Source organism: Rheinheimera sp. F8 (genome assembly GCF_001518915.1).
Genome location: NZ_CP013656.1, coordinates 3688409 through 3710792, shown reverse-complemented (window position 1 = coordinate 3710792; position 22384 = coordinate 3688409). Strand labels below are relative to the sequence as shown.

General features: G+C 51.8%; 19 protein-coding genes. 10 read left to right on the top strand and 9 right to left on the bottom strand.

Annotated features, from left to right (window positions below; genetic code table 11):
- Nucleotides 1-54: 54 nt before the first annotated feature.
- Both gluQRS and dksA read right to left on the bottom strand, forming a co-directional pair.
- Nucleotides 55-960 (bottom strand): tRNA glutamyl-Q(34) synthetase GluQRS, encoded by a 906-nt coding sequence (gene gluQRS, locus ATY27_RS16520; RefSeq protein ID WP_208931701.1) that lies wholly within the window; start codon nt 958-960, stop codon nt 55-57.
- Nucleotides 960-1409: an RNA polymerase-binding protein DksA gene (gene dksA / locus ATY27_RS16515; protein WP_208931700.1), complete on the bottom strand. Its 450-nt coding sequence runs from the start codon at nt 1407-1409 to the stop codon at nt 960-962. Before dksA ends, gluQRS begins: the two co-directional genes overlap by 1 nt.
- 225 nt (nt 1410-1634) lie before the next feature.
- Between dksA and ATY27_RS16510 the strand changes: the two genes are divergently transcribed.
- From ATY27_RS16510 to ATY27_RS16480, 7 genes are all read left to right on the top strand, one after another.
- Nucleotides 1635-2435, top strand: coding sequence for a sulfite exporter TauE/SafE family protein (locus ATY27_RS16510; protein ID WP_208931699.1), 801 nt, complete (start codon nt 1635-1637; stop codon nt 2433-2435).
- 108 nt (nt 2436-2543) lie between these two features.
- Entirely contained in the window at nt 2544-3842 is a 1299-nt protein-coding gene (pepB, locus tag ATY27_RS16505; protein WP_208931698.1) for an aminopeptidase PepB, read from the top strand.
- A 67-nt stretch (nt 3843-3909) separates the two neighbouring features.
- A complete protein-coding gene (gene hrpB, locus ATY27_RS16500; RefSeq protein ID WP_208931697.1) occupies nt 3910-6384 on the top strand; it encodes an ATP-dependent helicase HrpB in 2475 nt (824 codons plus the stop codon).
- Nucleotides 6381-8618 (top strand): penicillin-binding protein 1B, encoded by a 2238-nt coding sequence (gene mrcB / locus ATY27_RS16495; RefSeq protein WP_208931696.1) that lies wholly within the window; start codon nt 6381-6383, stop codon nt 8616-8618. The genes hrpB and mrcB overlap by 4 nt, the downstream gene beginning before the upstream one ends.
- Nucleotides 8619-8642: 24 nt before the next feature.
- On the top strand, nt 8643-10808 hold the full coding sequence (locus tag ATY27_RS16490) for a winged helix-turn-helix domain-containing protein (RefSeq protein WP_208931695.1): 2166 nt from the start codon (nt 8643-8645) through the stop codon (nt 10806-10808).
- Between the two features lie 86 nt (nt 10809-10894).
- The gene (locus ATY27_RS16485) at nt 10895-11119 is read left to right on the top strand and encodes a hypothetical protein (RefSeq protein WP_208931694.1); all 225 of its coding nucleotides are present in this window, start codon (nt 10895-10897) and stop codon (nt 11117-11119) included.
- Nucleotides 11120-11231: 112 nt separating this feature from the next.
- Complete coding sequence (locus tag ATY27_RS16480) at nt 11232-13394, top strand: winged helix-turn-helix domain-containing protein (protein WP_208931693.1); 2163 nt, start codon at nt 11232-11234, stop codon at nt 13392-13394.
- Between the two features lie 6 nt (nt 13395-13400).
- On the opposite strand, the gene hemL is transcribed toward ATY27_RS16480, so the two are convergent.
- From hemL to ATY27_RS16460, 4 genes are all read right to left on the bottom strand, one after another.
- A complete protein-coding gene (gene hemL, locus ATY27_RS16475) occupies nt 13401-14681 on the bottom strand; it encodes a glutamate-1-semialdehyde 2,1-aminomutase (RefSeq protein ID WP_208931692.1) in 1281 nt (426 codons plus the stop codon).
- Nucleotides 14682-14699: 18 nt separating this feature from the next.
- Nucleotides 14700-15710, bottom strand: coding sequence for an aspartate carbamoyltransferase (locus ATY27_RS16470; protein ID WP_208931691.1), 1011 nt, complete (start codon nt 15708-15710; stop codon nt 14700-14702).
- A 104-nt stretch (nt 15711-15814) separates the two neighbouring features.
- Nucleotides 15815-16246 (bottom strand): CopD family protein, encoded by a 432-nt coding sequence (locus ATY27_RS16465; protein ID WP_208931690.1) that lies wholly within the window; start codon nt 16244-16246, stop codon nt 15815-15817.
- A 55-nt stretch (nt 16247-16301) separates the two neighbouring features.
- Nucleotides 16302-18008, bottom strand: coding sequence for a chloride channel protein (locus ATY27_RS16460; protein ID WP_208931689.1), 1707 nt, complete (start codon nt 18006-18008; stop codon nt 16302-16304).
- A gap of 56 nt (nt 18009-18064) precedes the next feature.
- Here ATY27_RS16460 and ATY27_RS16455 point away from each other — a divergent pair, with 56 nt between their 5' ends.
- The 3 genes from ATY27_RS16455 (at nt 18065) to ATY27_RS16445 (ending at nt 19842) form a co-directional block, all read left to right on the top strand.
- A complete protein-coding gene (locus ATY27_RS16455; protein ID WP_208931688.1) occupies nt 18065-18790 on the top strand; it encodes a DUF6776 family protein in 726 nt (241 codons plus the stop codon).
- 54 nt (nt 18791-18844) lie between these two features.
- Nucleotides 18845-19186 (top strand): iron-sulfur cluster insertion protein ErpA, encoded by a 342-nt coding sequence (gene erpA, locus ATY27_RS16450; protein ID WP_208931687.1) that lies wholly within the window; start codon nt 18845-18847, stop codon nt 19184-19186.
- Between the two features lie 413 nt (nt 19187-19599).
- Nucleotides 19600-19842 (top strand): helix-turn-helix transcriptional regulator, encoded by a 243-nt coding sequence (locus tag ATY27_RS16445; protein ID WP_031567660.1) that lies wholly within the window; start codon nt 19600-19602, stop codon nt 19840-19842.
- Nucleotides 19843-19932: 90 nt separating this feature from the next.
- Here the strand turns inward: ATY27_RS16445 and ATY27_RS16440 are convergent, their stop codons facing one another.
- From ATY27_RS16440 to ATY27_RS16430, 3 genes are all read right to left on the bottom strand, one after another.
- Nucleotides 19933-21279, bottom strand: a complete 1347-nt coding sequence (locus ATY27_RS16440; RefSeq protein WP_208931686.1) for an MFS transporter permease — start codon at nt 21277-21279, stop codon at nt 19933-19935.
- 75 nt (nt 21280-21354) lie between these two features.
- Entirely contained in the window at nt 21355-21675 is a 321-nt protein-coding gene (locus ATY27_RS16435; RefSeq protein ID WP_208931685.1) for a hypothetical protein, read from the bottom strand.
- Nucleotides 21676-21796: 121 nt separating this feature from the next.
- Nucleotides 21797-22384 carry a peptidylprolyl isomerase gene (locus tag ATY27_RS16430; protein ID WP_208931684.1) on the bottom strand — a complete coding sequence of 196 codons (588 nt, stop codon included), beginning with the start codon at nt 22382-22384 and terminating at the stop codon, nt 21797-21799.

Below are 22384 nucleotides of genomic sequence, written 5' to 3'. Positions count from 1 at the left end.
CTGGTGAAAAAATGAATGAAAATACCGGGCTGAGCGTGAATCTGCTGCGGCTTGTCAGTTAAAACTCTGGATCTGGATTTCGCCCTGCTGCGGTACTAAAGCGTTTTGCCAGTGTGCTAAGGCAAATTGCAGCAATTCAGCGACAGGTAAGCGTGTTGCATCCGGTGGCACGGGCTGGCCTAAAAACAACAAAGCCGCGGTTAAAGACTGCGCCGGCGCGAAGCGGCGAATGTCAGTGGCATGATTTTGTTTACTGAGTTTTTGTCCCGGCGCTGTCACAGCAAGCGGCAAATGACCGTAAACCGGCACCGCTGCGCCAAATGCGCGGCATAACGCCTGTTGACGCGGTGTCATCTGTAACAGGTCCGCACCACGGACCACTTCGCTGATGCGCTGCTCAATGTCGTCAATCACCACTACCCACTGATAGGCAAACAGGCCGTCCCGGCGTTTGATAATGTAATCTTCGGCTGCCAGCGCACTGGGGATTTGTTGAGCTCCGGCGAATAAATCAGTAAATTCAGTCGCTACATCAACGGTTTGCAGTCGCCAGGCCAGAGGCCCATCCTGTCCGCTGCGGAGCTGTAAAGTCCGGCAATGACCATCATAAATGCCGCCTAAACCAGCAATGCGGGCGCGATTGCACTGACAGCCATAGAGCTGATGCTGCTGTTGAAATTGGTCAAAATAATGTTGATACAGATCCAGCCGCTGGCTTTGCCAGACGACGCTGTCGTCCCAGTGCAGACCAAATTGTTCCAGCGTGCGCAGGATCTCGCTGTCAGCGTTGGGAACTGTACGGGGCGTGTCGATATCTTCGATGCGGACCAGCCACTGCCCACCCTGGGATTTGGCATGCAGATAACTGCCAACAGCGGCCACTAATGAGCCGAAATGCAAAGGGCCGGATGGCGATGGCGCAAACCGGCCCCTGATACAGGAGAATTCAGCGGTCATCATTAACCGCCGAGTTGTTTTTCCTTGATCTCTGCCAGCGTCTTACAATCGATACACTGATCAGCCGTTGGACGGGCTTCCAGACGTTTAATACCGATTTCGATGCCACAGGTATCACAGAAACCGAAATCTTCGTCTTCGATTTTCTGTAAGGTTTTCTCAATCTTTTTCAGAAGCTTACGTTCGCGATCCCGTGCACGCAGCTCGAGACTGAATTCTTCTTCCTGCGCCGCGCGGTCCACTGGATCCGGGAAGTTTGCAGCTTCATCGGCCATATGGTTTTTCGTGCGGTCTACTTCTTCACGCAGCTGCTGACGCCAGGCGTCGAGAATTTTGCGGAAATGTTCCAGCTGCTTCGGGTTCATGTACTCTTCGCCCGGCGCTTCCTGATAAGGCAGCACGCCAGCCATGGCCAACAGGCCGAGAGATTTGGTAGTTTTGCCTTCTGGCATGGTAGTCTCCTGTATAACAGTGCCAAGCAAAAAGATGGCGGCTATTGATAGCAGAATATCGGCACCATCGCAATCACATTAAAAAAGCCGCGGAAGTATACAGACAGACCTTGGCTTCGTCACCCGGTTCTGCTGTTTTTGCAGCAATAGCTGCAGAAATTTCCGCCATTTCCCGGCGTGAAACCGCAAAATGGGGCGGCACAATAACAGAAAATTGGAGACAGTATGGAGATTTGGTGGGCTTTTTTAATTCTGGGTGCAGTGGTTGGCTTTGTTGCCGGCTTACTGGGGGTGGGGGGCGGCGCGATTATGGTGCCGGTTTTGACCAGTTTATTTGTCACACTGAATTTTTTACCTGAGCATTTGTTACATATGGCGCTGGCGACGTCGATGGCATCCATCATCCTGACCAGCATTGCCAGCGCACGCACTCACCAGCAACATCAGGCGGTGTTATGGCCGGTGGTAAGGTTGATGAGTGCGGGGATTGTGCTTGGAACCTTTGGTGCAACTTTTATTGCATCTTTGCTGCCTACGTTGCCGCTGGCGATTTTTTTCAGCTGTTTTATGGCCTATGTCGCGCTGCAACTGTTGCTTAATATCAAACCTAAACCCAGCCGTGGCTTGCCGGGCGCGCTGGGGATGACAGCAACTGGCGTGGGTATCGGCGGCATTTCTGCGCTGGTGGCGATTGGCGGTGGTTCTCTGACCGTGCCGTTTCTGACCTGGTGTAATGTGCGGGTGCAGCAAGCCATTGGCACTTCTGCTGCCATTGGCCTGCCGATCGCGCTCAGTGGCAGTATTGGTTACGCGATCGCCGGCTGGGAGCAAGTGGGCTTGCCACAGTTCAGTCTTGGTTATATTTACCTGCCTGCGGTGTTATTGATCTCTGCCGTCAGCTTTTTTACCGCGCCACTTGGTGCGAGCCTGGCGCACAAGCTGCCGGTGCCAACGTTAAAGAAGATTTTTGCCCTGTTATTACTGGGTCTGAGTGCAAAAATGTTGCATACGATACTGGGCAGCTGAATGCGGTGACAGTTGAGCGCAGCCGCTATGTTGCCTGCTGTTTTGTCAGCATGACGCTGTGATACACTCGGCGCATAGCAGTGTTTGTTCCGAATTAGAGGTTTTGTTATGTCTGAACTGTTACAAATTCAATTAAGCAGTGTCACTGCTGACCCCCGTTTTGGTAAAAATCCATTGTTAACACCGACCGCTGATGGCTATCAAATCCATCAGAGCGGCAACGAACAATTGCGGCAAATTCAAAAAGCCGGCCGTACGCTGGACGGTTTGGGCGTGCAAACTGCGCAGTTAGCCGGTGAAGGCTGGACGCTGGATAAACAGTGGGCGTTTTATCAGGGTTTTTGCAGCGCGAAAAAACTCGGTGGCCTGCACTGGACTGGTGACGAAGCCACCGTCGCGCAACTGGTCGCTTTGCAACAGTGTTTTGCCTGGGCAAAAAAACAGACCAATGCTGCGCCAGAAGATCTCTATCCGGAAAAACTTTGTCATGAAGCAGTCGAGTTTATCAGTGCCGTCGCTGGCAGCGGTAAAGTCAGTCATCGCATCATCAGCGGTGATGCTTTGCTCAGCGAAGGCTGGATTGGTGTGCATGCTGTGGGCCGCGGCAGCGACCGCGCGCCAGCGATTTTAGTGCTGGATTTTAATCCATCTGGCGACAGCAATGCGCCTGTGGCGGCCGCACTGGTCGGCAAGGGCATTACTTTTGACAGCGGCGGTTATTCGATTAAAGCCTCTGAAGGCATGCTGACGATGAAATGTGATATGGGCGGCGCAGCCACCGTCACTGCGGCGCTGGCATTGGCCATTACGCAAGGTCTGAACAGTCGCGTACAGCTGATTTTGTGCTGCGCCGAGAACCTGATCAACGGCCGCGCCTTTAAACTCGGCGATATCCTGACTTACAAAAACGGTGTGACGGTCGAAATCGTCAACACTGACGCCGAAGGCCGCTTAGTACTGGCTGATGGTCTGCAAATTGCTGCAGCTTCTGGTGCGGGCCTGGTCATTGATGCTGCTACGTTAACCGGTGCGGCGATGATGGCAGTCGGGACTGAATATAATGCGATTTTTGGCCTGGACAAGGCATTACAACAGCGCGTGCTGGGCTATGCCAATACCGTTGCAGAACCAGCCTGGCCTTTGCCGCTGGAGCGCTGGCATCAACAACAATGTCCGTCAGCCTATGCCGATACCGCCAACAGCCGTCCGGTGAAAGGTGGCGGCACTGGTGGCGCCAGCAACGCTGCTGGTTTCCTCAGCCGTTTTGTTGGGAATGATGGGGCTGGTTGGTTACATGTCGATTTGGCCGCAGCATTTCAGGGCAATGCCAATGGCTTCTGGGGCGCTGGCGCCACTGGCACTGGTATCCGCTTGATCGCTGAAACGCTGCTGCGCGAAACCGCTTGATGCAATTGGCTGCGAAGCTGCCCGCGCAGCATCGCAGCCCACGTTTTTTCTCCTGACACGGACTGCCATGACGTCGCTCTCTACCGCAGCCTTGCCGGTTGCCGATATTTTGCCCGAGCTGTTGCTACAGCTGGAACAGCAGCCTGTCGTGGTCCTGACCGCGCCACCCGGTGCCGGCAAATCAACTTATCTGCCACTGTTTCTGCTGCAACATCCTGCTTTTGCCAATAAAAAAATCATCATGCTGGAGCCGCGCCGGCTCGCTGCCAAAAGTATCGCCGCTTATCTGGCGCAGCAGCTCGGTGAAGCGGTTGGTCAGACAGTGGGTTATCAAATCCGGCTCGAGCAGAAACAGTGTGCTGCAACCCGTTTGCTGGTGGTGACCGAAGGCGTCCTGATCCGCAAAATGCTGACAGATCCGCTGCTCGACGGTGTTGATCTGTTGATTTTTGATGAGTTCCATGAACGCAGTCTGCAAACCGATCTGGCGTTGGCACTGGCGCTGGAAGTACAGCAGCTGAACGACAACCTGAAACTGTTGTTGATGTCGGCCACGCTCGACACCGGCAAACTTTGTCAGCAACTGCAGGCGCCACTGTTAGAAAGCCATGGCCGTAGTTTTCCGGTGGAAGTCTGTTATCAGACGCCGGGTAACGAGCCGGTAGCACTGCAATGCGCGGCGCTGGTACTGCAGGCTTTGGCCAAGCATGGCGGTAATCTGCTGGTATTTTTACCGGGCCAGCGCGAAATCGATCAGTGTGCCGAATATCTGCGTGACAAATTACCAGACGCTACTGTGAAGGTGCATGCGCTGATTGGCAGTCTGACGCTGGCAGAACAACAGGCTGCAATCGCGGCACCGGCTGCGGGTCAGCGCAAAGTGGTACTGGCAACCAACATCGCCGAGACCAGTCTGACCATTGACGGTATCAGTGTTGTGATCGACTCAGGACAAGCCCGGGCGGCGGTATTTGAAACCAGGCTGGGTTTTAGCAAACTGGAAACTATTCAAATCAGTCAGGCGGCAGCGACGCAACGCGCCGGCCGCGCCGGGCGTTTAATGCCGGGCGTCTGTTACCGGCTGGATACTTTGGAAAAATGGCAGCGCCGTCGCGCCCAGACTATTCCGGATATATTACAGGCCGATTTGTTGGCATTGCGGCTGGATATCGCCGGCTGGGGCGCCAAAGTCAGCGATTTATTCTGGCTGGACCCGCCGCCGGAAAAACAACTGCGCGCGGCAGAGCAATGTCTGCAACTGCTCGGCGCGTTGGACGACAAAGGTGCATTGACCAGCAAAGGCAAACAGATGCTGGCACTGCCGGTCGAGCCTCGGCTGGCAGCAATGTTGTTGTATGCCAACACGCTGGAGCAACAAGGCCACGCAGGTGCTGTGAGTCTGGCTGCGACCATTGCGGCACAGCTGGAACAGACCCGGCGCTTTATGCAAACCGAGCTGAGCAGTCAGCTGCGGCTGCAGTCAGAGCTGGCGCGGCAACAATATCAACAATTGCTGCAGCTGATGCACAGCCGCCATAGCAATAATCAGCCGGTGGAGCTGACCGCCGAATTATTAAGCCGCGCTTATCCGGATCGGATCGCCCAGCTACGCGGCCAGGGTTATCTGCTGGCCAATGGGACTGGCGCCAGTCTGCCAGCGGATGATGCGTTGCAAGGTTCGGCAGTACTGGTGGTGGCAGATTTGCGGTTGTGGCAACAGCAGGCCGTGATCAGTGTGGCAGCCCGCTGGTCATTGGACGCGTTGCTGCACAGCTGGCAAGCCGATTTACATTGGCAGACCCGGCTTGAATTTGATGAACAAAGCGGTCGTTTCAGCGCGGAAAAACAACTGCGCCTCGGCGCTTTAGTGTTAAAACGGCAGAACAGCAGTCAGCAAATCAGCGGTGAAGACCGGCGGGGTGCCTGGCTGGACTATCTGCAGAAAAAAGGCCTTGCTTGCCTGCCGTGGAGCGAAGCAGCCCGGCAACTGCAACATCGGCTGACTTTGGCGCGGCAGTTACAACCCGCCGCCGGTTGGCCTGAGCTGTCCGACGAGACGCTTGCAGACACTATCAGTGAGTGGCTCGGGCCTTATCTCACGGATGTGCGCAGCCTGGCGCAACTACAGCAGCTGGACCTTGCGCAGATCCTGCGTCATCAGCTGGATTATACCCGTCAGCAGCAGCTCGATGCGTTGCTGCCAGCCAGCTGGCGTTCAGTGTTAGGCACTTATGTTGCGCTGTTTTATCAGGCCGACGGTGAAGTGCAGCTGGCGATCCGGTTACAGGAAATGTTTGGCCAACTGACCACGCCGACCGTCGGACAAGGCGCGGTCGCAGTGACCATTACCTTATTATCCCCGGCGAAACAGCCGTTACAGGTGACCCGCGATCTGGCCAGTTTCTGGCAAAATGCCTATCAGGATGTGAAAAAGGAAATGCGGGGTCGGTATCCGAAACATTATTGGCCAGACGACCCGGCTGACGCAGAACCGACCAACAAAACCAAAAAAGCGATGGCTAACAAAGCGACAGACCGATGACAGCAAAACGTAAACCCGCAAAAAAAACACCGATGAACCCGCTGCTGCGCAGTGTGCTGCTGTTTGGCCTGAAGGTCAGTTTATTGTTACTGGCGGCCATCTCGATTTATCTGATTTACCTCGACAGTAAAATAACCACGTTATTTTCCGGACATAAATGGCAGGTACCGGCCCAGTTGTATGGTCGCACGCTGGAACTGGCGCCTGGCAGTCATCTGAATCAGGCCCAGTTTCTGGATGAACTGTCCAGGCTGCAATATAGTGCTGACCCGCGCTTAAATGGCCCGGGGCAATATCATGTCAGTGGTGCGACCGTCACTGTGGTACGGCGCGCTTTTGAATTTCCGGACGGCGCCGATGGCGTGCGTACGTTCAGCGTTGAATTTGCCGGTAACTTTGTCCAGCGCTTGTTCTCGGGCGATAAACCACTGCAAAAAGCCAGACTGGAACCGCAGCTGTTGCAACATCTGGTCGCGGCTGAGCAGGAAGATCGCGAGCTGATCCGCCTCGCTGATGTGCCGGTGCCGCTGCGCGAAACCTTGTTATTGGTCGAAGACCGCGAATTTTATAACCATCATGGCGTATCGCCGTTATCGATTATCCGCGCTTTCTGGCAAAACCTGCTGGCCGGACGCACAGTGCAGGGCGGCTCGACGCTGACCCAGCAGCTGGCGAAAAATATGTATACCAATCAGCAGCGGACTTATTTGCGCAAAGTAAATGAAGCGCTGATCGCGTTGGTACTGGATTTTCGCTATAGCAAAGACCAAATCCTTGAAGCCTATTTAAATGAAATCTTTATCGGTCAGTTTAAAGACAATCCAGTGCATGGGCTGGGCTTAGGCAGCCGGTTGTACTTTGGTAAACCCTTGGCGGAATTAAAACCACACGAATACGCCATGTTAGTCGGAATTATCAAAGGCCCTTCGGTGTACGACCCCAGACGTTATGCTGACCGCGCATTGAGCCGGCGCGATTTGATCCTGGACCTAATGGCCGAACACGGCATCCTGAATCACGACCAGCATAACGCCGCCAAGCAACAACCATTAGATGTGATCCCGCTCGGCCAGCATCTAAAAGGCCGTTTCCCGGCCTATATCGACAAAGTCCGGCAGGAGCTGCGCCAACTGGTGCCTGATACGTCCAAGTTGCAACAAGGGCTGCGGGTATTTACTTATCTGGACCCGATGGCTCAGCAAGCGGCGGAGCAGGCGATGTCAGCGCGCTTAAGTCAGCTGAACGACAAAATCGAAGGCGCCATGCTGGTGACCGACTACCAGCGCGGTGCACTGAAAGCCATTATCGGCGGCCGCCAGATGCAATATGCCGGTTACAACCGCGCGCTGTCCGCGCGCCGCCAAATCGGCAGTATTGTCAAACCAGTGGTTTATCTTGGCGCCTTGCAACAACCTCAGCAGTTTCATCTGGGGTCGGTATTGCAGGATTCGCCGATGAACCTGCGCAGCGGCAGCCGCAGCTGGCAACCACAAAACTACGACAAAAAATTCCGCGGTCCTGTACCAGTCGTCGCGGCGCTTAGTCAGTCATTGAATATCCCGACGGTGCGGCTGGGTATGCAGGTGGGTTTGCCGGCGCTGGCCGGCAACTTGCGTAAGTTAGGGCTGGAACGGGACGTACAGTTACAACCCTCGTCACTGCTGGGTGCGGTCGAATTGAGCCCGTATGAAGTGGCACAGTTGTATCAGACGATGGCGAACAAAGGTCAATATCTGCCGCTGGCTGCGGTCAGTGCTATCACGACGCAGGATGGTCAGCTATTACATCAGCGCCTAGCGCAGCCAGAACAACGTGTCGCGCAGGAACCTTTGTATCTGTTGCAGTATGCATTAAATCAGGCGACGCAAAATGGTACCGCTGGCGCATTAGCGCAACAATTTCCACGCGTGCGTTTTGCCGGGAAAACCGGTACATCCAGTGATTATCGGGACAGTTGGTTTAGCGGTTTTGATCATGAAACGGCAATTGTGGTCTGGTTAGGCCGCGACGATAACCAGGCGATTGGTCTGACCGGGGGCAGCGGTGCTTTACCGGTATTCAGTGGCTATTTTGCCAGGATGCCGCCAAATTCGCTGTTCCGCGCGGTCCCAGACAAAATCCGTAAACAATTTATTTCAAAATTATCAGGTCGGGTAGTGGCAGAATCATGCGTTAATGTATTGTTATTACCGGTTATTTCAGTTGAAATGCCGCTTAGCAATACCTGCGATTAATTGTTAACAGGAAATGAGCAGCATATGTCAGCCAAACCAGAACAACACCTAAAAGTCGGTGATTGGTGGTATCTGCCCCAACAGGACAAATTAGTCAAAATAGATGACGCGGGCGAAATCAGTGAAACTGCCAGTCTCGACAACTTATGTCAGAAAGCGCTGAATTATTTTCTGGTCAACGCCGGCCGACTGGTCACCCGCGACGAATTGCTCAGTGACGTTTGGGGAGTACGGGATGTATCTGATGGCCGTATCTCCCGCGTGATCCGCGTATTGCGCGTGGCGCTTGGCGATGACAGCCGCGAGCCGCGTTATATCGAGACTATCCCCAAGCGTGGTTTTCGGTTTATCGCTCCGGTCGCGGAAGTGATTTTAACCTCTGGCAATGACGAACCTGCCAACAACCACATCGAAGAACAGCATGCTATCCAGCAACAGGAACGTAAGCATCACCGTCACTGGTGGCTGCTGGCCGGTACATTTTTATGCTGCGTGCTCGCTATCAGCGGCTGGCAATACTGGCAACAAAGCCAGCTGGATCCGCAAGTGCCTTTTGGCCGCTTTGAACCTTTATCCAGTATGGATGGGTTGGAACTATATCCGGATGTGTCGAAAGATGGCCGGTATTTGGTGTTTACTCATCTAAAAGACGCAGCACAAAATTCGGAACTTGTCGTACAAGATCTCGTTTCTTTGGAAAAAAAGGTGATCAAGTCGGTCGACTCAGGGAATTTGAATGGCGCCGTCTGGTCACCTGATGGTCGTTCGATAATCTATCAACATCTTAGAAGAAAGATTTCTTGCGAATTAAGGCACCTTACCTTTGCAGATGATTCGTTTGCCGTTAAGTCTGATGTAAGTTTGCGACCCTGTGGTATCAATAGTATGGGGGCCCGGATGGCGTGGTCACCAGACGGCAAGTATTTGGTCTATCCGGATTGGCGAGAAGACTCGGACAAAATCGTTTTGATGTTGTATCCACTGGATGGTGGAAAAGCGGAACAATTGACCACACCTCCTCAAAGTAGCTTGGGTGATTTTGCCGTGCGATATTCGCCAGATGGTACCAAACTAGTATTTCTTAGAGACATAGCCGGCTCTGCCGGCCAAATCTGGATTTTCAATATTGCAGACCGGTCTACAAAGCTGTTACATCAGCCCAAAAACAGCTATCCAGGAAATGTAGCTTGGACAAGCGATAGTAATGAGATTCTATTTCCTTCAGATACAAATACTTTATCAGCTTACAACCTAAAAACAGAGGCTGTGCGCGTGTTTGCATATACAGATGCTACTGCACTTGAGGTACTTACGGTTCCTGGTGGGCGAGTCTATGCAAGCGTTGGAAAATATTGGCAAACCAGTATTCGTAAAGTAAACAACGTGTTGGAAAATGAAATGTCTTCCACTGAGATCCTCGACTACGCGACCCGCACAGAAGGGTTGGTAGAACTCAACCCGCAAGACAATGGTCCGGTTGCGGTGCTGTCAAATCGTTCTGGCAGTCAACAGGTCTGGTTGTATTATCCCGACGGTAAACAACAACAGATTAGTCAGTTCAGAGGTGACTTTAACCCGAAGGTATTAGAATTTTCTCCTGACGGTAAAAAGCTGTTAGTTCAAGTCAAAACGGGGATCTGGTTATTGCAGGCTGATAAAGAGCCGATGTTGTTAACAGAGGATGATCAACAGTGCCGAGAACCAAGTTGGGGCGCCGATAGTAATACAGTGTATTACCTGTTATCCAAACAAGGTCGATGGATTTTAATGCAACGTAGACTTGGTGAATCGAGTCCCACGGAATATTCAGTAGACATCGATTTTTTCTTGGAAAGCCCCGATGGGAGTTACCAAGTGCGCAGTCTGAATGGCAATAACAAATTTGAAATGGTGAAACTTGCAACAGGTGAAATAGTGCCGCTGACATTCTTACCAGATCAGGATTTTCTGGGGCCACGTTTGGTTTTACGTAGCAAAGCGATCTATTTTTTGAACCCGGATGAAGAAAAAAATTATGAGATTCATCGGTATAGCCTATTAACCGGACAAATAAACAAAACTGGGATTGAGCAACAAGTGCCTAGCAGACGTTATTCTGTAAGTTTGAATGAGATGTACATATTTCAGGATGACGGTAAAAAAGGTGATGTCGATGTCGCCGAATTTAAGTTGCTCGATTCAACTTTATAAAGTTTTTATCAGGTATTCATAAAGTAAATTGGCAGTAAAAGGTTCTGTATAGCACAGCGTTCTTGCACTCCATTAAGGGAATACAGATGAAAACTTCTAACGAGATCAAAGCATTAATAGTTGTAGCAGTTTTAGCATGTCAGCCAGCGTATGCTGCACAAGTATGGGATGCTCAAGTGACGAGTACTACTCAGTTTTCAATATCACATCAGGATCCTGAGCCGGATCAGCCAACGGAAGACTCTGATGAATCAACAACGTCAGCGCCAACAGAATGTGATTTCTGGCCAAAGTGTGTCATTGAACGCTAGTCAGGAAATCATTGATCTGTAGACAGAAACAGCTTTCTGGCGGTCGAAGCGTAAGCTGTTTTTCTATAGAACTCATGTATACTCCCCGCTATCTGATGGCGGGGGGTGTTGCATGCAGTTGGCGGATACCACTTTATGTTTTGGTTGCTGGAAGTACAGTCCGGGGACGGGAACGCTGTGGCGTATCGCGGATCTGGCTGATTCCTCAGTTTCTTCTTCAGACATTATTTCCACAGACAACGTACACACCATTGTGCTTGAGCCTCGTTTACACGAGTTACTGAATTATTTCCTGCAGCGTCCCGACCTGATCCATGCCAAATCTGACTTGTTGGACGCCGTTTGGGGGGATGCTGAAGGCACTGATGCCGCCCTGATGCGTGCTATCGGTGTGCTGCGTAAACTCCTGCAAGACACGTCAAAACCAGCGACTTATATCGAGACCCTATCTAAACGCGGTTATCGCTGGGTCGCACCACTGCAGATTGCACCACCGGTGGTCACTGATAAAGTGGCCCTGAAAATGAAGACGCCTGTTGCAGCCAGTCTGGTAAGTGAGCAGCCGGATAGCAGTGTCACCGCGGACGCAGTAGCCAGCGCTCAGCTGCGCCGGCGCCGGGAAAAACAACGGCGACTGGGATTGCTGTCAGCTTTTTTTGTCTGTGCAGTCAGCGCACTGGTGATTAGTCTGCTGTTGTTTTTTGGCAAAACTAATTTTATCCCCAGCTTTACCCAGCAAGTCACCATCAGTGCAATGGCCGGACGCGAGCAAAAACCGCTGTTGAGCCTTGATCAGCAGACGGTCTATTATCAGCAGCAAACGGTTGAGCGGCAGTGGCGCTGGATAGCTCATCACCTCAGTAATCATCGTAAGCAGCTGCAGGTTCAGCAGTTCAGCAGTTTAGGGGCTGCACAATGGTTTGATGGCCAGCTGGTGTTTCAGGCGAAACAACAGAATAAATGCAGTATTTTCCGCATATTACCCGAGCGTCTTGACGTCGAAGCAGAAGCCTGGCTGCCGTGCCGGCAGTTCATGCTGCAGGGCTTAGCGGCGCAGGGCGATGAGCTGGTCTGGCTGGATCAGCATAGCGAAAGCGGCGCGCCGCAGCTATGGCGTTTTAATGGCCAAAAAGCAGAGTTGCAACAAACTTTTTCGCCGGCGTACCGGCGCCCCGTTGCCGCATTGTTAGATCGCAAACAAGTATGGGTGTTGTTGCAGCAAGACGATTTTAATACCAGTCTGTTCCGGTTTAATCTCAATACCGCAGCGTTGCAAAAAGTGGCCGATTTTCCTTATGCGTTTCACACTTTGTCAGCTTGGGATGACAAACGACTGTTGTTATCCAGTCCCGCCGGATCTTTTATTTTTTCCACCGAACAATCGCAGTTAATTCCGCTGCAACTGGCCAGTGGCGCTTTTGTTGATCAACAACGGGTCACCGATCGATTGTTAGCGACGCAGATCCCACGCGACAGTGCCGACTTGCTGCCATTGCAACCAGCGACCAGTGGTCGCAGCTCCACGTTATTGTCGGCATCACCCTGGTTAAGCAGTAATAAAACCGATCAGCTACTAAGCTGGAACGCTGCTCAGGCTGCGTTGGCATCGGAGCGTTCCGGTCTGCCACAGATTTGGTGGTTTGACGGCACCAAAGTCAGCCAGCTCACCCGTTTTAGTCAGTGGCGGCAAATTACCCAGCTGCTATGGGCCGGGTCGGAATTGCACGCTGTGATTGACCAGCAGCTCTTTGTCGTATCACTCAGTGACGGCGCACTGACACCGGTGCTGTTTCAGGATCGCCAGCTCCGTCATTTTGCTGTCTGTAACAACCAATGGTTTTGGGCAGAGTTCGGTCACCAGCAGTGGCAACTCAAAACGATGAATCAGCAACAGATACCCATTGAACTGTTAGCCGACAGCATTGATGTGCGCTGTGCGCCGGACCAGAGTTTACTGGTGTTACAACAGGATGGCCGTATATTGCGTGTCTGGCCAGACAGTGGCAAACAGCAGCTATTACCATGGCGGTTGAACTGGCGTCAGCTGAATGGCAACAGCTGGACGACGACCAGCAATGGCTTGTACTGGCTCGATACCGAGGGACAGCTCTGGCTGGCGCGTTGGGGGCAGATGCAAAGCGAACGGCTGCAGTCACCGGAATTGTTGCAGGTGACCGGATTATATGGCCAGTTGGATCATGAACAGCTATTCCTGCAACTGACGCGTGACCCTGAAACGGATGTGGTTTGGTTACAACCACAACCGTTGCAGTGAGTTCAATTACAGCGCAGCGAAACTGCGTTTGGCGGCGTCGATAGTGGCGGCCAAATCGCTGTCAGAGTGCGCCAGCGACAAAAAGCCTGCTTCGTAAGCCGATGGTGCCAGATAAATTCCTTGCTGCAGCATCAGATGGAAAAAGCGCTTAAACGCATCGATGTTACATTTTGTGGCTTGCTGGTAACTGCTGACTTCAGCCTGGTCAGTGAAGAACAGGCCAAACATTCCGCCGACCTGATTGGTGCAAAATGGCACACCGGCCGCATTGGCAGCTTGCTGCAGACCTTGCAGCAACGTGGTTGTTTTCGCGGTTAATGCGTCATAAACCCCTGGCTGGCTGATGGCCGTCAGTGCCGCGAGGCCTGCCGCCATGGCGATCGGATTGCCGGATAAAGTCCCGGCCTGATAGACCGGGCCTAATGGTGCAATGTGCTGCATAATGGCTTTTTTTCCGCCAAAAGCACCAACTGGCATGCCACCGCCAATGATTTTTCCCAACGTCGTTAAATCAGGCTGGACGCCATAATATGCCTGGGCTCCGCCCAGTGCGACGCGAAACCCAGTCATCACTTCATCAAAAATCAGCACGCTGCCATTTTGGTCGCAGAGTTCACGCAGACCCTGCAAAAACCCAGGTTGTGGCGGGATGCAGTTCATATTGCCGGCCACAGGTTCGACGATAATGCACGCGATATCGCTGCCATGTTCTGCAAATAAAGCCTGTAATTGCGCAAGATTATTGAATTCTGAAGTCAGCGTATATTTGGCAAAATCGGCCGGTACACCCGGCGAATTTGGCACGCCCAGGGTCAGAGCACCAGAACCTGCTTTGACCAGCAGCGAGTCGGCATGGCCATGGTAACAACCTTCAAATTTGACAATGGTATTGCGGCCGGTATAGCCACGCGCCAGCCGGATTGCACTCATCGTCGCTTCGGTACCAGAGCTGACCATCCGCAGCATTTCCATCGACGGCACCAACTTGCTGACCAACTCGGCCATATCAATTTCGGCCGGGCAGGGTGCGCCAAAACTCAGGCCTTTCTCGGCTGCTGTGATCACCGCTGAGCGGATTGCCGGGTGGTTATGGCCCAGCAGCATTGGCCCCCAGGAGCCGACGTAGTCGATATAACGCTTGCCATCGACATCATACAGATATGCGCCATCGGCGCGGTCGATAAATACCGGCGTGCCGCCAACGCTTTTAAAAGCGCGGACCGGCGAGTTGACGCCGCCGGGGATGGTCTGTTGCGCGCGTTCGAACAGTTGTTCAGATAAAGTCATTGCAGATTTCCAGAGCTGTTATTTGTGTTTGGCGCTGTACCACGGCACTTCGCATTCGTATTTGTGGATCAGATCTTCGACGCCGAGTGTCAGCGCAAACAACGCCATCCGTACCAGCACGCCGTTATCGGCCTGGCGGAAGATGGCCAGATTCGGGTTCATATTCAGGTCGTTGTCCAGCTCATTGGCTTCCAGCCGCGAGTCGCGCGGCAGTGGATGCATAATGACCGTGTTGGACTTACAGTGTTTGGTGTAAATTTCCTGGTTCAGGCGGAATTTGCCACGGTATTTGTTGGCTTCTTCCTGTGATGGGAAACGTTCTTCCTGTATACGGGTCTGGTACACAATATCGGCGTCAATATTGCCAGCCAGTTGGTCGGTGATACGGACTTTATGCCCGGCATTTTCAATGGCTGAGACAATTTCATCTGGCATCGCCAGTTCATTTGGTGCGATCAGCGTGAACTGAATGTTTTTGTACAGACACAGCAGTTTTGATAAGGAATGCACAGTCCGGCCGAACTTCAGGTCGCCGATCATCGCGATATGCATGCCTTCGACACATTGCTGCGAAGCCGCTAACTCCCGCTCAATGGTGAATAAGTCTAATAAGGCCTGAGTCGGATGTTCGTTGGCGCCGTCACCACCATTTAATACCGGCACCCGACTGCCTTCGGCAAATTCGGCCACGCTGCCGGCTTGCGGATGACGCATCGCGATGACGTCACTGTAACTGCTGATCATCCGTGCCGTATCAAATAAAGATTCGCCTTTTGACAGGGCAGAAGACTGAATACCGGTGGTTTCGCGGACTTCGCCACCGAGCAGGTTAAAAGCGCAACCAAAACTGACCCGGGTACGGGTGCTCGGTTCAAAAAACAGATTGCCGAGGATGGCGCCGTCCAGCACGCGGGTTCGTTTCTGCCGCAGGGCATAAGGTTCCATCGAACGGGCGATACGAAAGACGTGCGAAATACTGTCGCGATCAAATTGCTTGACCGACAGAATATGTTGACCTTTGAAGTTCATGCTCGGGGCCTATTGCTGGGAGTGACAGACGGCGGCCCGGTGCAAGCAAATCCGGTCCGCAAACTGCACGACATTATAATCAAAGCGACGTGACAAACCCAGTACTAAAACGGTTTGGCCACGGCCAGTATGACCACAGCAAACAGGAACAGTACCGGCATTTCATTGAAGATACGATAAAAACGGCTGCTGCGACGGTTTCGATTATGCTTAAAATCGGCCAGCAGCTTAAAGCAATACCCATGGTAGCCGTACAAAAAAGCCACCAACAGCAGTTTCAGATGTAACCAGTGGCTGGCGGCAAACCAGGCACTGCCATAGCTATGGATCAGCAGCAGGCCAAATACGGCGGTTAACACAGCAAATGGCGTGACGAAATATAATAACCGCCGCTCCATCACCTTAAATTGTGCGTCCACTTCAGGCGACGTCGTTTGTGCGTGATATACGAATAGTCGCGGCAGATAAAAAATGCCGGCAAACCAGGCCACCATAAAGGCGATATGCAATGCTTTACAGATTAATAACCAGCTCATCAAGGCCTCTTTTTTTCGTCGGCATTATGCACGTTTTTTGCCGTTTAGTTTTGATTTATAACAAATTATTCTGCCGCATCAACAAGGCCCGCACTTGCTCCCAGCTGACGAGCCCGAGTGGCTGCTCAGGGGCATCATCATCGTAGACCAGCACTGCGCCTTCACGTTGATCACCGATTTCTGCAAAAACTTCAGCCATCGTCGCCTGATGACTGACTGCTCCCACCGGGATAAAACGCAGCGCGCTTTCACCGGACATCGACAAGCTGACATCATACGCCGCCAGTTCAAATTGCTGATCGACGGCATATTGGCGACGGACTAACACCGGCTGTTGCGGCTCTGCATTGTCTAATGCCTGGATCACCTGCGCGTCGGACGGATTATCCAGTAGCAGATAATGTTGTTGCAGCATGGCCAGCACGCCGACTTTTTGCAGCACATCGTCCGCCGGCGCCAGTTTGTAGGGCAGTTGCAGGAAATCGAGTTGTTGCAGAAAAATCGATTTAGTATGGAAAAACTGTACGGCAGTGACATAAGACGCGGTGATCACCAGAATTGACGGTACCACCAACTGCGGATTGGACGCCAACTCCATCACAGCGACCAGTGCGGCCAGCGGCGCGTGCAAGGTTGCAGCCATCATGCCGGCCATGCCAAGTAACGCATAGGTACCGACCGCACTGTGGTCGCCACTGAACAACGACGGCACAAATGCCAGAATAGTCCCCATCACGATGCCAATACCAAATACCGGGCCGACAATACCGCCGGGCACACCAAGACCTAAGGCGATCACCGTCAACAGAATTTTGCCAATAAAAATGGCAAACAGCAGCAATAGTTCATTCGGCGCGGACACGGCATAGTGGATAGCGCCTGTCTCAGCACCCAGAGCCTGTGGGATCAGGCTGCCGACGGCCGCAGTCAATAATGCTGCCAGCAACAGACGAAAACCAAGATGCCAGCGCTGAAAGGTTTTCATCGTCAGCATCAGACTTTGATTAAAAAATGTCGCGACCACGCCCATCGCGACGCCGGCCAGCAGCAAATACGGCAAATGCCAGTTGCTCAGTGTGGCCATGGTCAAAGTGTGCAAATCGTTGCCAGTGCCAAAAAAGGCCTGGGTGACCAGAGCGCCCATCGTCGACGCGAGCATGATGGGGACAAAGACATGGATACGGTATTCCCGTAGCACCACTTCCATGACAAAAATGACCGCCGCCAGTGGGGTGTTAAATGACGCAGAGATCCCGGCGGCAATACCACAGCCGGCCAAAATGCGGATACTGTTATACGGCAGCCGCAGATATTTACCAAACATGCTGGCGCCAAAAGCGCCCAGATGAACCGATGGTCCTTCCCGTCCAACCGAAAAACCGGCACTAAGTGCGGCAACACCACCAAAAAACTGTTGCAGGGTGTTTTTCCAAGGCATCAGGCCATATTTCAGTTTAATTCTGTGGATCACAAAAGGAATACCGAGTCGGTAATGCTTCAGGCCAATGACCAGCCCAAGCAGCGTGATCACCACGGCAGCTATGAATGGCAATGCAGCCCGATGTTGCAGACTCAGGCTGGTAAAGTCGTCACTGTGGGTCAGGTACATGCTTTGAATCGCCATAATTGCCAGACGAAACAATACGATGAGCAACGCGGCAACCAGGCCGCCGAGTGCGCCAAGCAGGCATAGTTGTATTGAAGTCACAGGCAATGCCAGGCGGCGGCGCAGTGGTGGTAACCACTGTTTCACGCGATTCATGGTAAAGTACCAGGCTAAGAAGCTGAAAGTCGAAAGATAACATGTTGAGTCTGCTGATGAAACTTCGATTCAATCAAGTTGCTGTTCTTTGGTTACGCCAACATTGGTGGCTGGTGCCGGCGATCCTGCTGGCATTGCTGCTCGGTTGGGGTTTGGGGAACTGGCATTTACTGCAAACGCAGGCACAACAAAGCCTTGCGTTGCAACAACAAAGTCTGCAATTGCAACAGATTGACACCGCGCGGGCTGATGCTTTGCGTCAGCGTGATTTTCTCAGCACTGAGCTGGCGGTCGAGAAAAATACCAATCTGTTATTGCAGCAAGACATCAAAGATCAGCAGCAAAAACTGTTTGATTTGAAAAAAGAACTGGCTGTGTATCAAAAAATTGTTGCTCCGGTGCCTGAGAGTGGCACGCTGGTGATCGACAGTTTCCGCTTGCAACAAGGTAGTGCTGTCGGCCGTTATCAGTTCAGTTTGCTGTTGATTGAGCAGAATAAGCAGAAAAAGCAAAGTCGTGCTCAAATCGAAATTAAGCTCAAAGGCAAGCGCAAGAAGAAGTCGGTAGAAGTTGATGTATTAAAACTGGCCGGTTTTAATACCAAAGCGAAACGATTGTTGATTAAGAACTTTCGGGCAGTTGAAGGTGACTTTGTGCTGCCAGCAGGCTTTACCGCGGAGAAACTTGAGATCCGGCTGAGCAGCAACTCTGGACAGGGTGGTTCGACTGTGTTGCTGAAAAAAGAGCTGGCCTGGGATGGTCAAAGTGAAATACTTGATTAAAACGCTCGGGTATTAGATAATCCGTCACCATTTTCTGTCCCGTCAGGAGTCGTTATGTCAGAAATCCAGATGCCAATTCAGTTTACCGACGCTGCCGCCAATAAGGTGCTGGCATTAATTACCGACGAAGAAAATCCGGCGTTAAAACTGCGGGTTTATGTCACAGGTGGTGGTTGCTCTGGTTTCCAATACGGGTTCACTTTTGATGAAAAAGTAAATGACGGTGATTTAACAATCGACAAAAATGGCGTGACCATGGTGGTTGATCCAATGAGCCTGCAGTATCTGATGGGTGGAGTGGTTGATTATACCGACGGCTTACAAGGCAGCCGCTTCACCGTGCAAAACCCAAATGCCACCACAACTTGTGGCTGCGGCTCCAGTTTCTCCGTCTGATGTTCCTGAATACCAGCCGGCACATCGCTGGCTGGTCTGTCCTCCCTGTTTTTTCCGCTGATTTTTTCACCACACGTTACATCTGCCGGCAACTTATAATAGAATGCTGGTGGTTTGATAACAAAAATATTACTAATTACTGATATTTCCCATATGGAATATGTGGCTTTATAGCGCTTAAAATTGGTCGGAATTGTGTTAACTATTTGATTGTTAACAATAACTCACATTGTTTTCATCATGAGTCGACCCACCTGACAAATTTTAACTGTTGTAACTGTACGCTCGTCGCATCCTATGGTTTAATGAACCGATTTTTATTGCTTATTGGGACACCAATAAGGTTTGGATTTTTATTCGGCAGGAAGTGTTTTACATAAAAAAAGCGTTAAACGCTGGGAGACTATTTAGTTATGAAAGGTACCAAAAGCGTCATTTCTGACGAGAATAAAAGATTGTGCTTGTGGCTGAAACGCCAGCGCCAGGATAAGGGACACACCATGCGCAGCCTGTCTGAAGTACTGGGCACACCACATTCTTTTATTGGTAAGGTAGAGAATCAGGAACGTCGTTTAGATGTCGTGGAATTTGTCCGGTATTGCCAGGCATTGGAAGTGGACCCAGCGGAAGGATTACGGCAGGTGACTCAACCTTAAAGGCTGAGCCGCCTCGAAAAAAAAGAAAGCCGCAGATTGCGGCTTTCTTTTTATAAGCAGAATGTGCAATAACCCGGCACTTTTCAGTGCTCAGATTTGTTGTCCGCGCTGCCGTAATAAATACATGATGTACCAGAGTAGCCCCAGTGCCGGGAGCACCATCAGCGACGTTAGCAAGAAAAACATCGACCAGTCGCCATCCAGCCAATCAACCAGACTGCCACCAAATGCCGCCATCGAGGTGCGGCCGAAATTACCGACAGAGGCCAAAAGCGCATATTGGCTGGCGGAAAAGGCCACACCGGTAAAGGCGGATAAAAATGATACAAAAGCGACAATCGAAAATGCGGTGGTGAAGTTATCCAGAATAATAGTCCAAAACAGGATCTGTTCATCCGGGCCGACTTTCGCCAGCCACGCGAACATCAGATTACTGGCTGCCATGGCGATCCCACCAATCACCAGCCCTTTAAATACGCCGAAACGCGTATTCAGTAAGCTGCCAAGCAGTGTAAAAAATACCGTTGCGCCCCAACCAATCAGTTTGGAATACTCTGCGATCTGCTCGTTGCTGAAACCCACTTCACGGTAAAACTGGATCGACATCCGGCCGAGAAAGGATTCGCCGAGCTTAAATGTCAGAATAAACAAAATCAGCAGTACAGATACTTTGAGACCATTGCGGCGGATAAACTCTGCGAAGGGTTCAAGCACAGTGACTTGTAGCCAAAGCACGGCCGGATGCGACCGGCTGTTTTGATAGCGTTCTGCCGCTTTTTGTTGTAGTAAATCGCGGTTAGATTGAGGCTCACGCACCCACAACGTGCCAAGGGCGAGCATGGTCAGTAACAATGCCAGTCCCAGATAAATCACTGACCAGCCAAAGCGGTCAGCGTAATGAAAGGCGAGATAGCCCGGTAAAGAATATCCTGTCCACCAACCGGCCACACCCATCGCCGCAGCAGTCGGTAATTTCAATGGGTCATGACCAATAATATCAATCCGGTAACCATCAATCGCCACGTCCATACTGGCCGCTGCAGCAGCGATAGCCAGAGCGAGCAACGAAGTCCACATCAAGCTGGCGGCAGGATTAGTCAGCGCTATCCCGACAGTAAACAGCACAATCCACAGCTGCAACAGCAATATCCAACTTCGGCGCTGACCAAGACGCTGATACAGATAAGGGATACGCACCCGGTCGAGCAGCGGTGCCCAAAGAAAATTGATCGCATACACGACGGTGACAGAGCCAAAGTAACTAATAGCTGCGCGTGACAAATTAGCGTCTTTCAGCCAGCCGGTCATTGCGCTGCTAATCAGCACCCAAGGGTATCCGGACGAACAACCTAATAAGAAAATAAACCAAAGACGGGGGTCACGATAGACGCGGATGGCGGTTAACCAGCCCGGCGCGGTGCTCACTACTTCAGACATCCGGCATTGCTCCAGCGCGGTACAGTCACAAAGCCGCCACCTTAACAAAGCAGGCCGGTCAAAGCCAAGTGCTGTTTAAGGCCTGATGCCGACAAAATCGGCGGGTACCTGAGTTTTTCCCAACAAATACCCCATACACTGATGTAGTTCCCGGCGCAGGCGCCGGTCGGTTTTTAAGTCTGATTCGGAGCAGAGTTCCAGCTGGTAGACCAAATGCCAAAACACCATTTCACGGAAGGATTGCGGGGTTTTATTGCTGATTTTCAGCTGAGCCCATTCTTCGAGTGTGTCCCAGATAAATAAATGCATCTCCTGGTGTGGCAGCTGACCGCGCAGATAACGCGCCAGATAGAACACCAGCTGTTTAGATTTTTGCTCCAGAAATGCATCTAACATAACGACACCCTGTTTAACAAAGGTGGCAGGGCCACTTTGGTTAACCACGACAAGCCCGCGGTGGGCTTATCAGCACAGTGCTGCCGCAGCAGCACTGTGTCTTGGGCAAGTATAGACGGAATTATTTAGCAGGAAGTAATATTGCGCGGGCGATGACAACTGGCTTTTTCGGTACATTTTCCCAGCCGAGCTTCTCGTTCAGACCGGTTTCCAGTTGTTTGATTTTTTCCAACGTCTCAAAGCCTTCGACGACGTTGCCAAATACAGCGTAACCCCAGGTTTTACCCGGATTTAAGCTGGTATTCTCATTCAGATTAATAAAAAACTGATTGGAACCGGTATGGGGGCCTTTTTCCTGATGCGCCATCGCGACACTGTACTGAATGTTTTTCAGGCCATTGCCCGATTCGTTCGGGATCTCTTTCAGGCTTTTGATCGCCACATACTCGCGATCATAACCACCGCCCTGCAGCACAAAATTCGGTTCCAGCCGGTGAAAGACGGTGCCGTCGTACATTTTTTTGTCGACATAAGTCAGGAAGTTATTCACCGTCAACGCCGCTTTCATCCGGTCCAGTTCAATGACGATATCGCCTTCAGTCGTCACCAGCTTGACTCGTGGAAACACGTTGTCTTTTTGCAGATATTCACCGGTGGCAAACACCGGAGCGCTGATGAGCAGCAGTAAGGCCGCAAAAAAAAGCTTCAT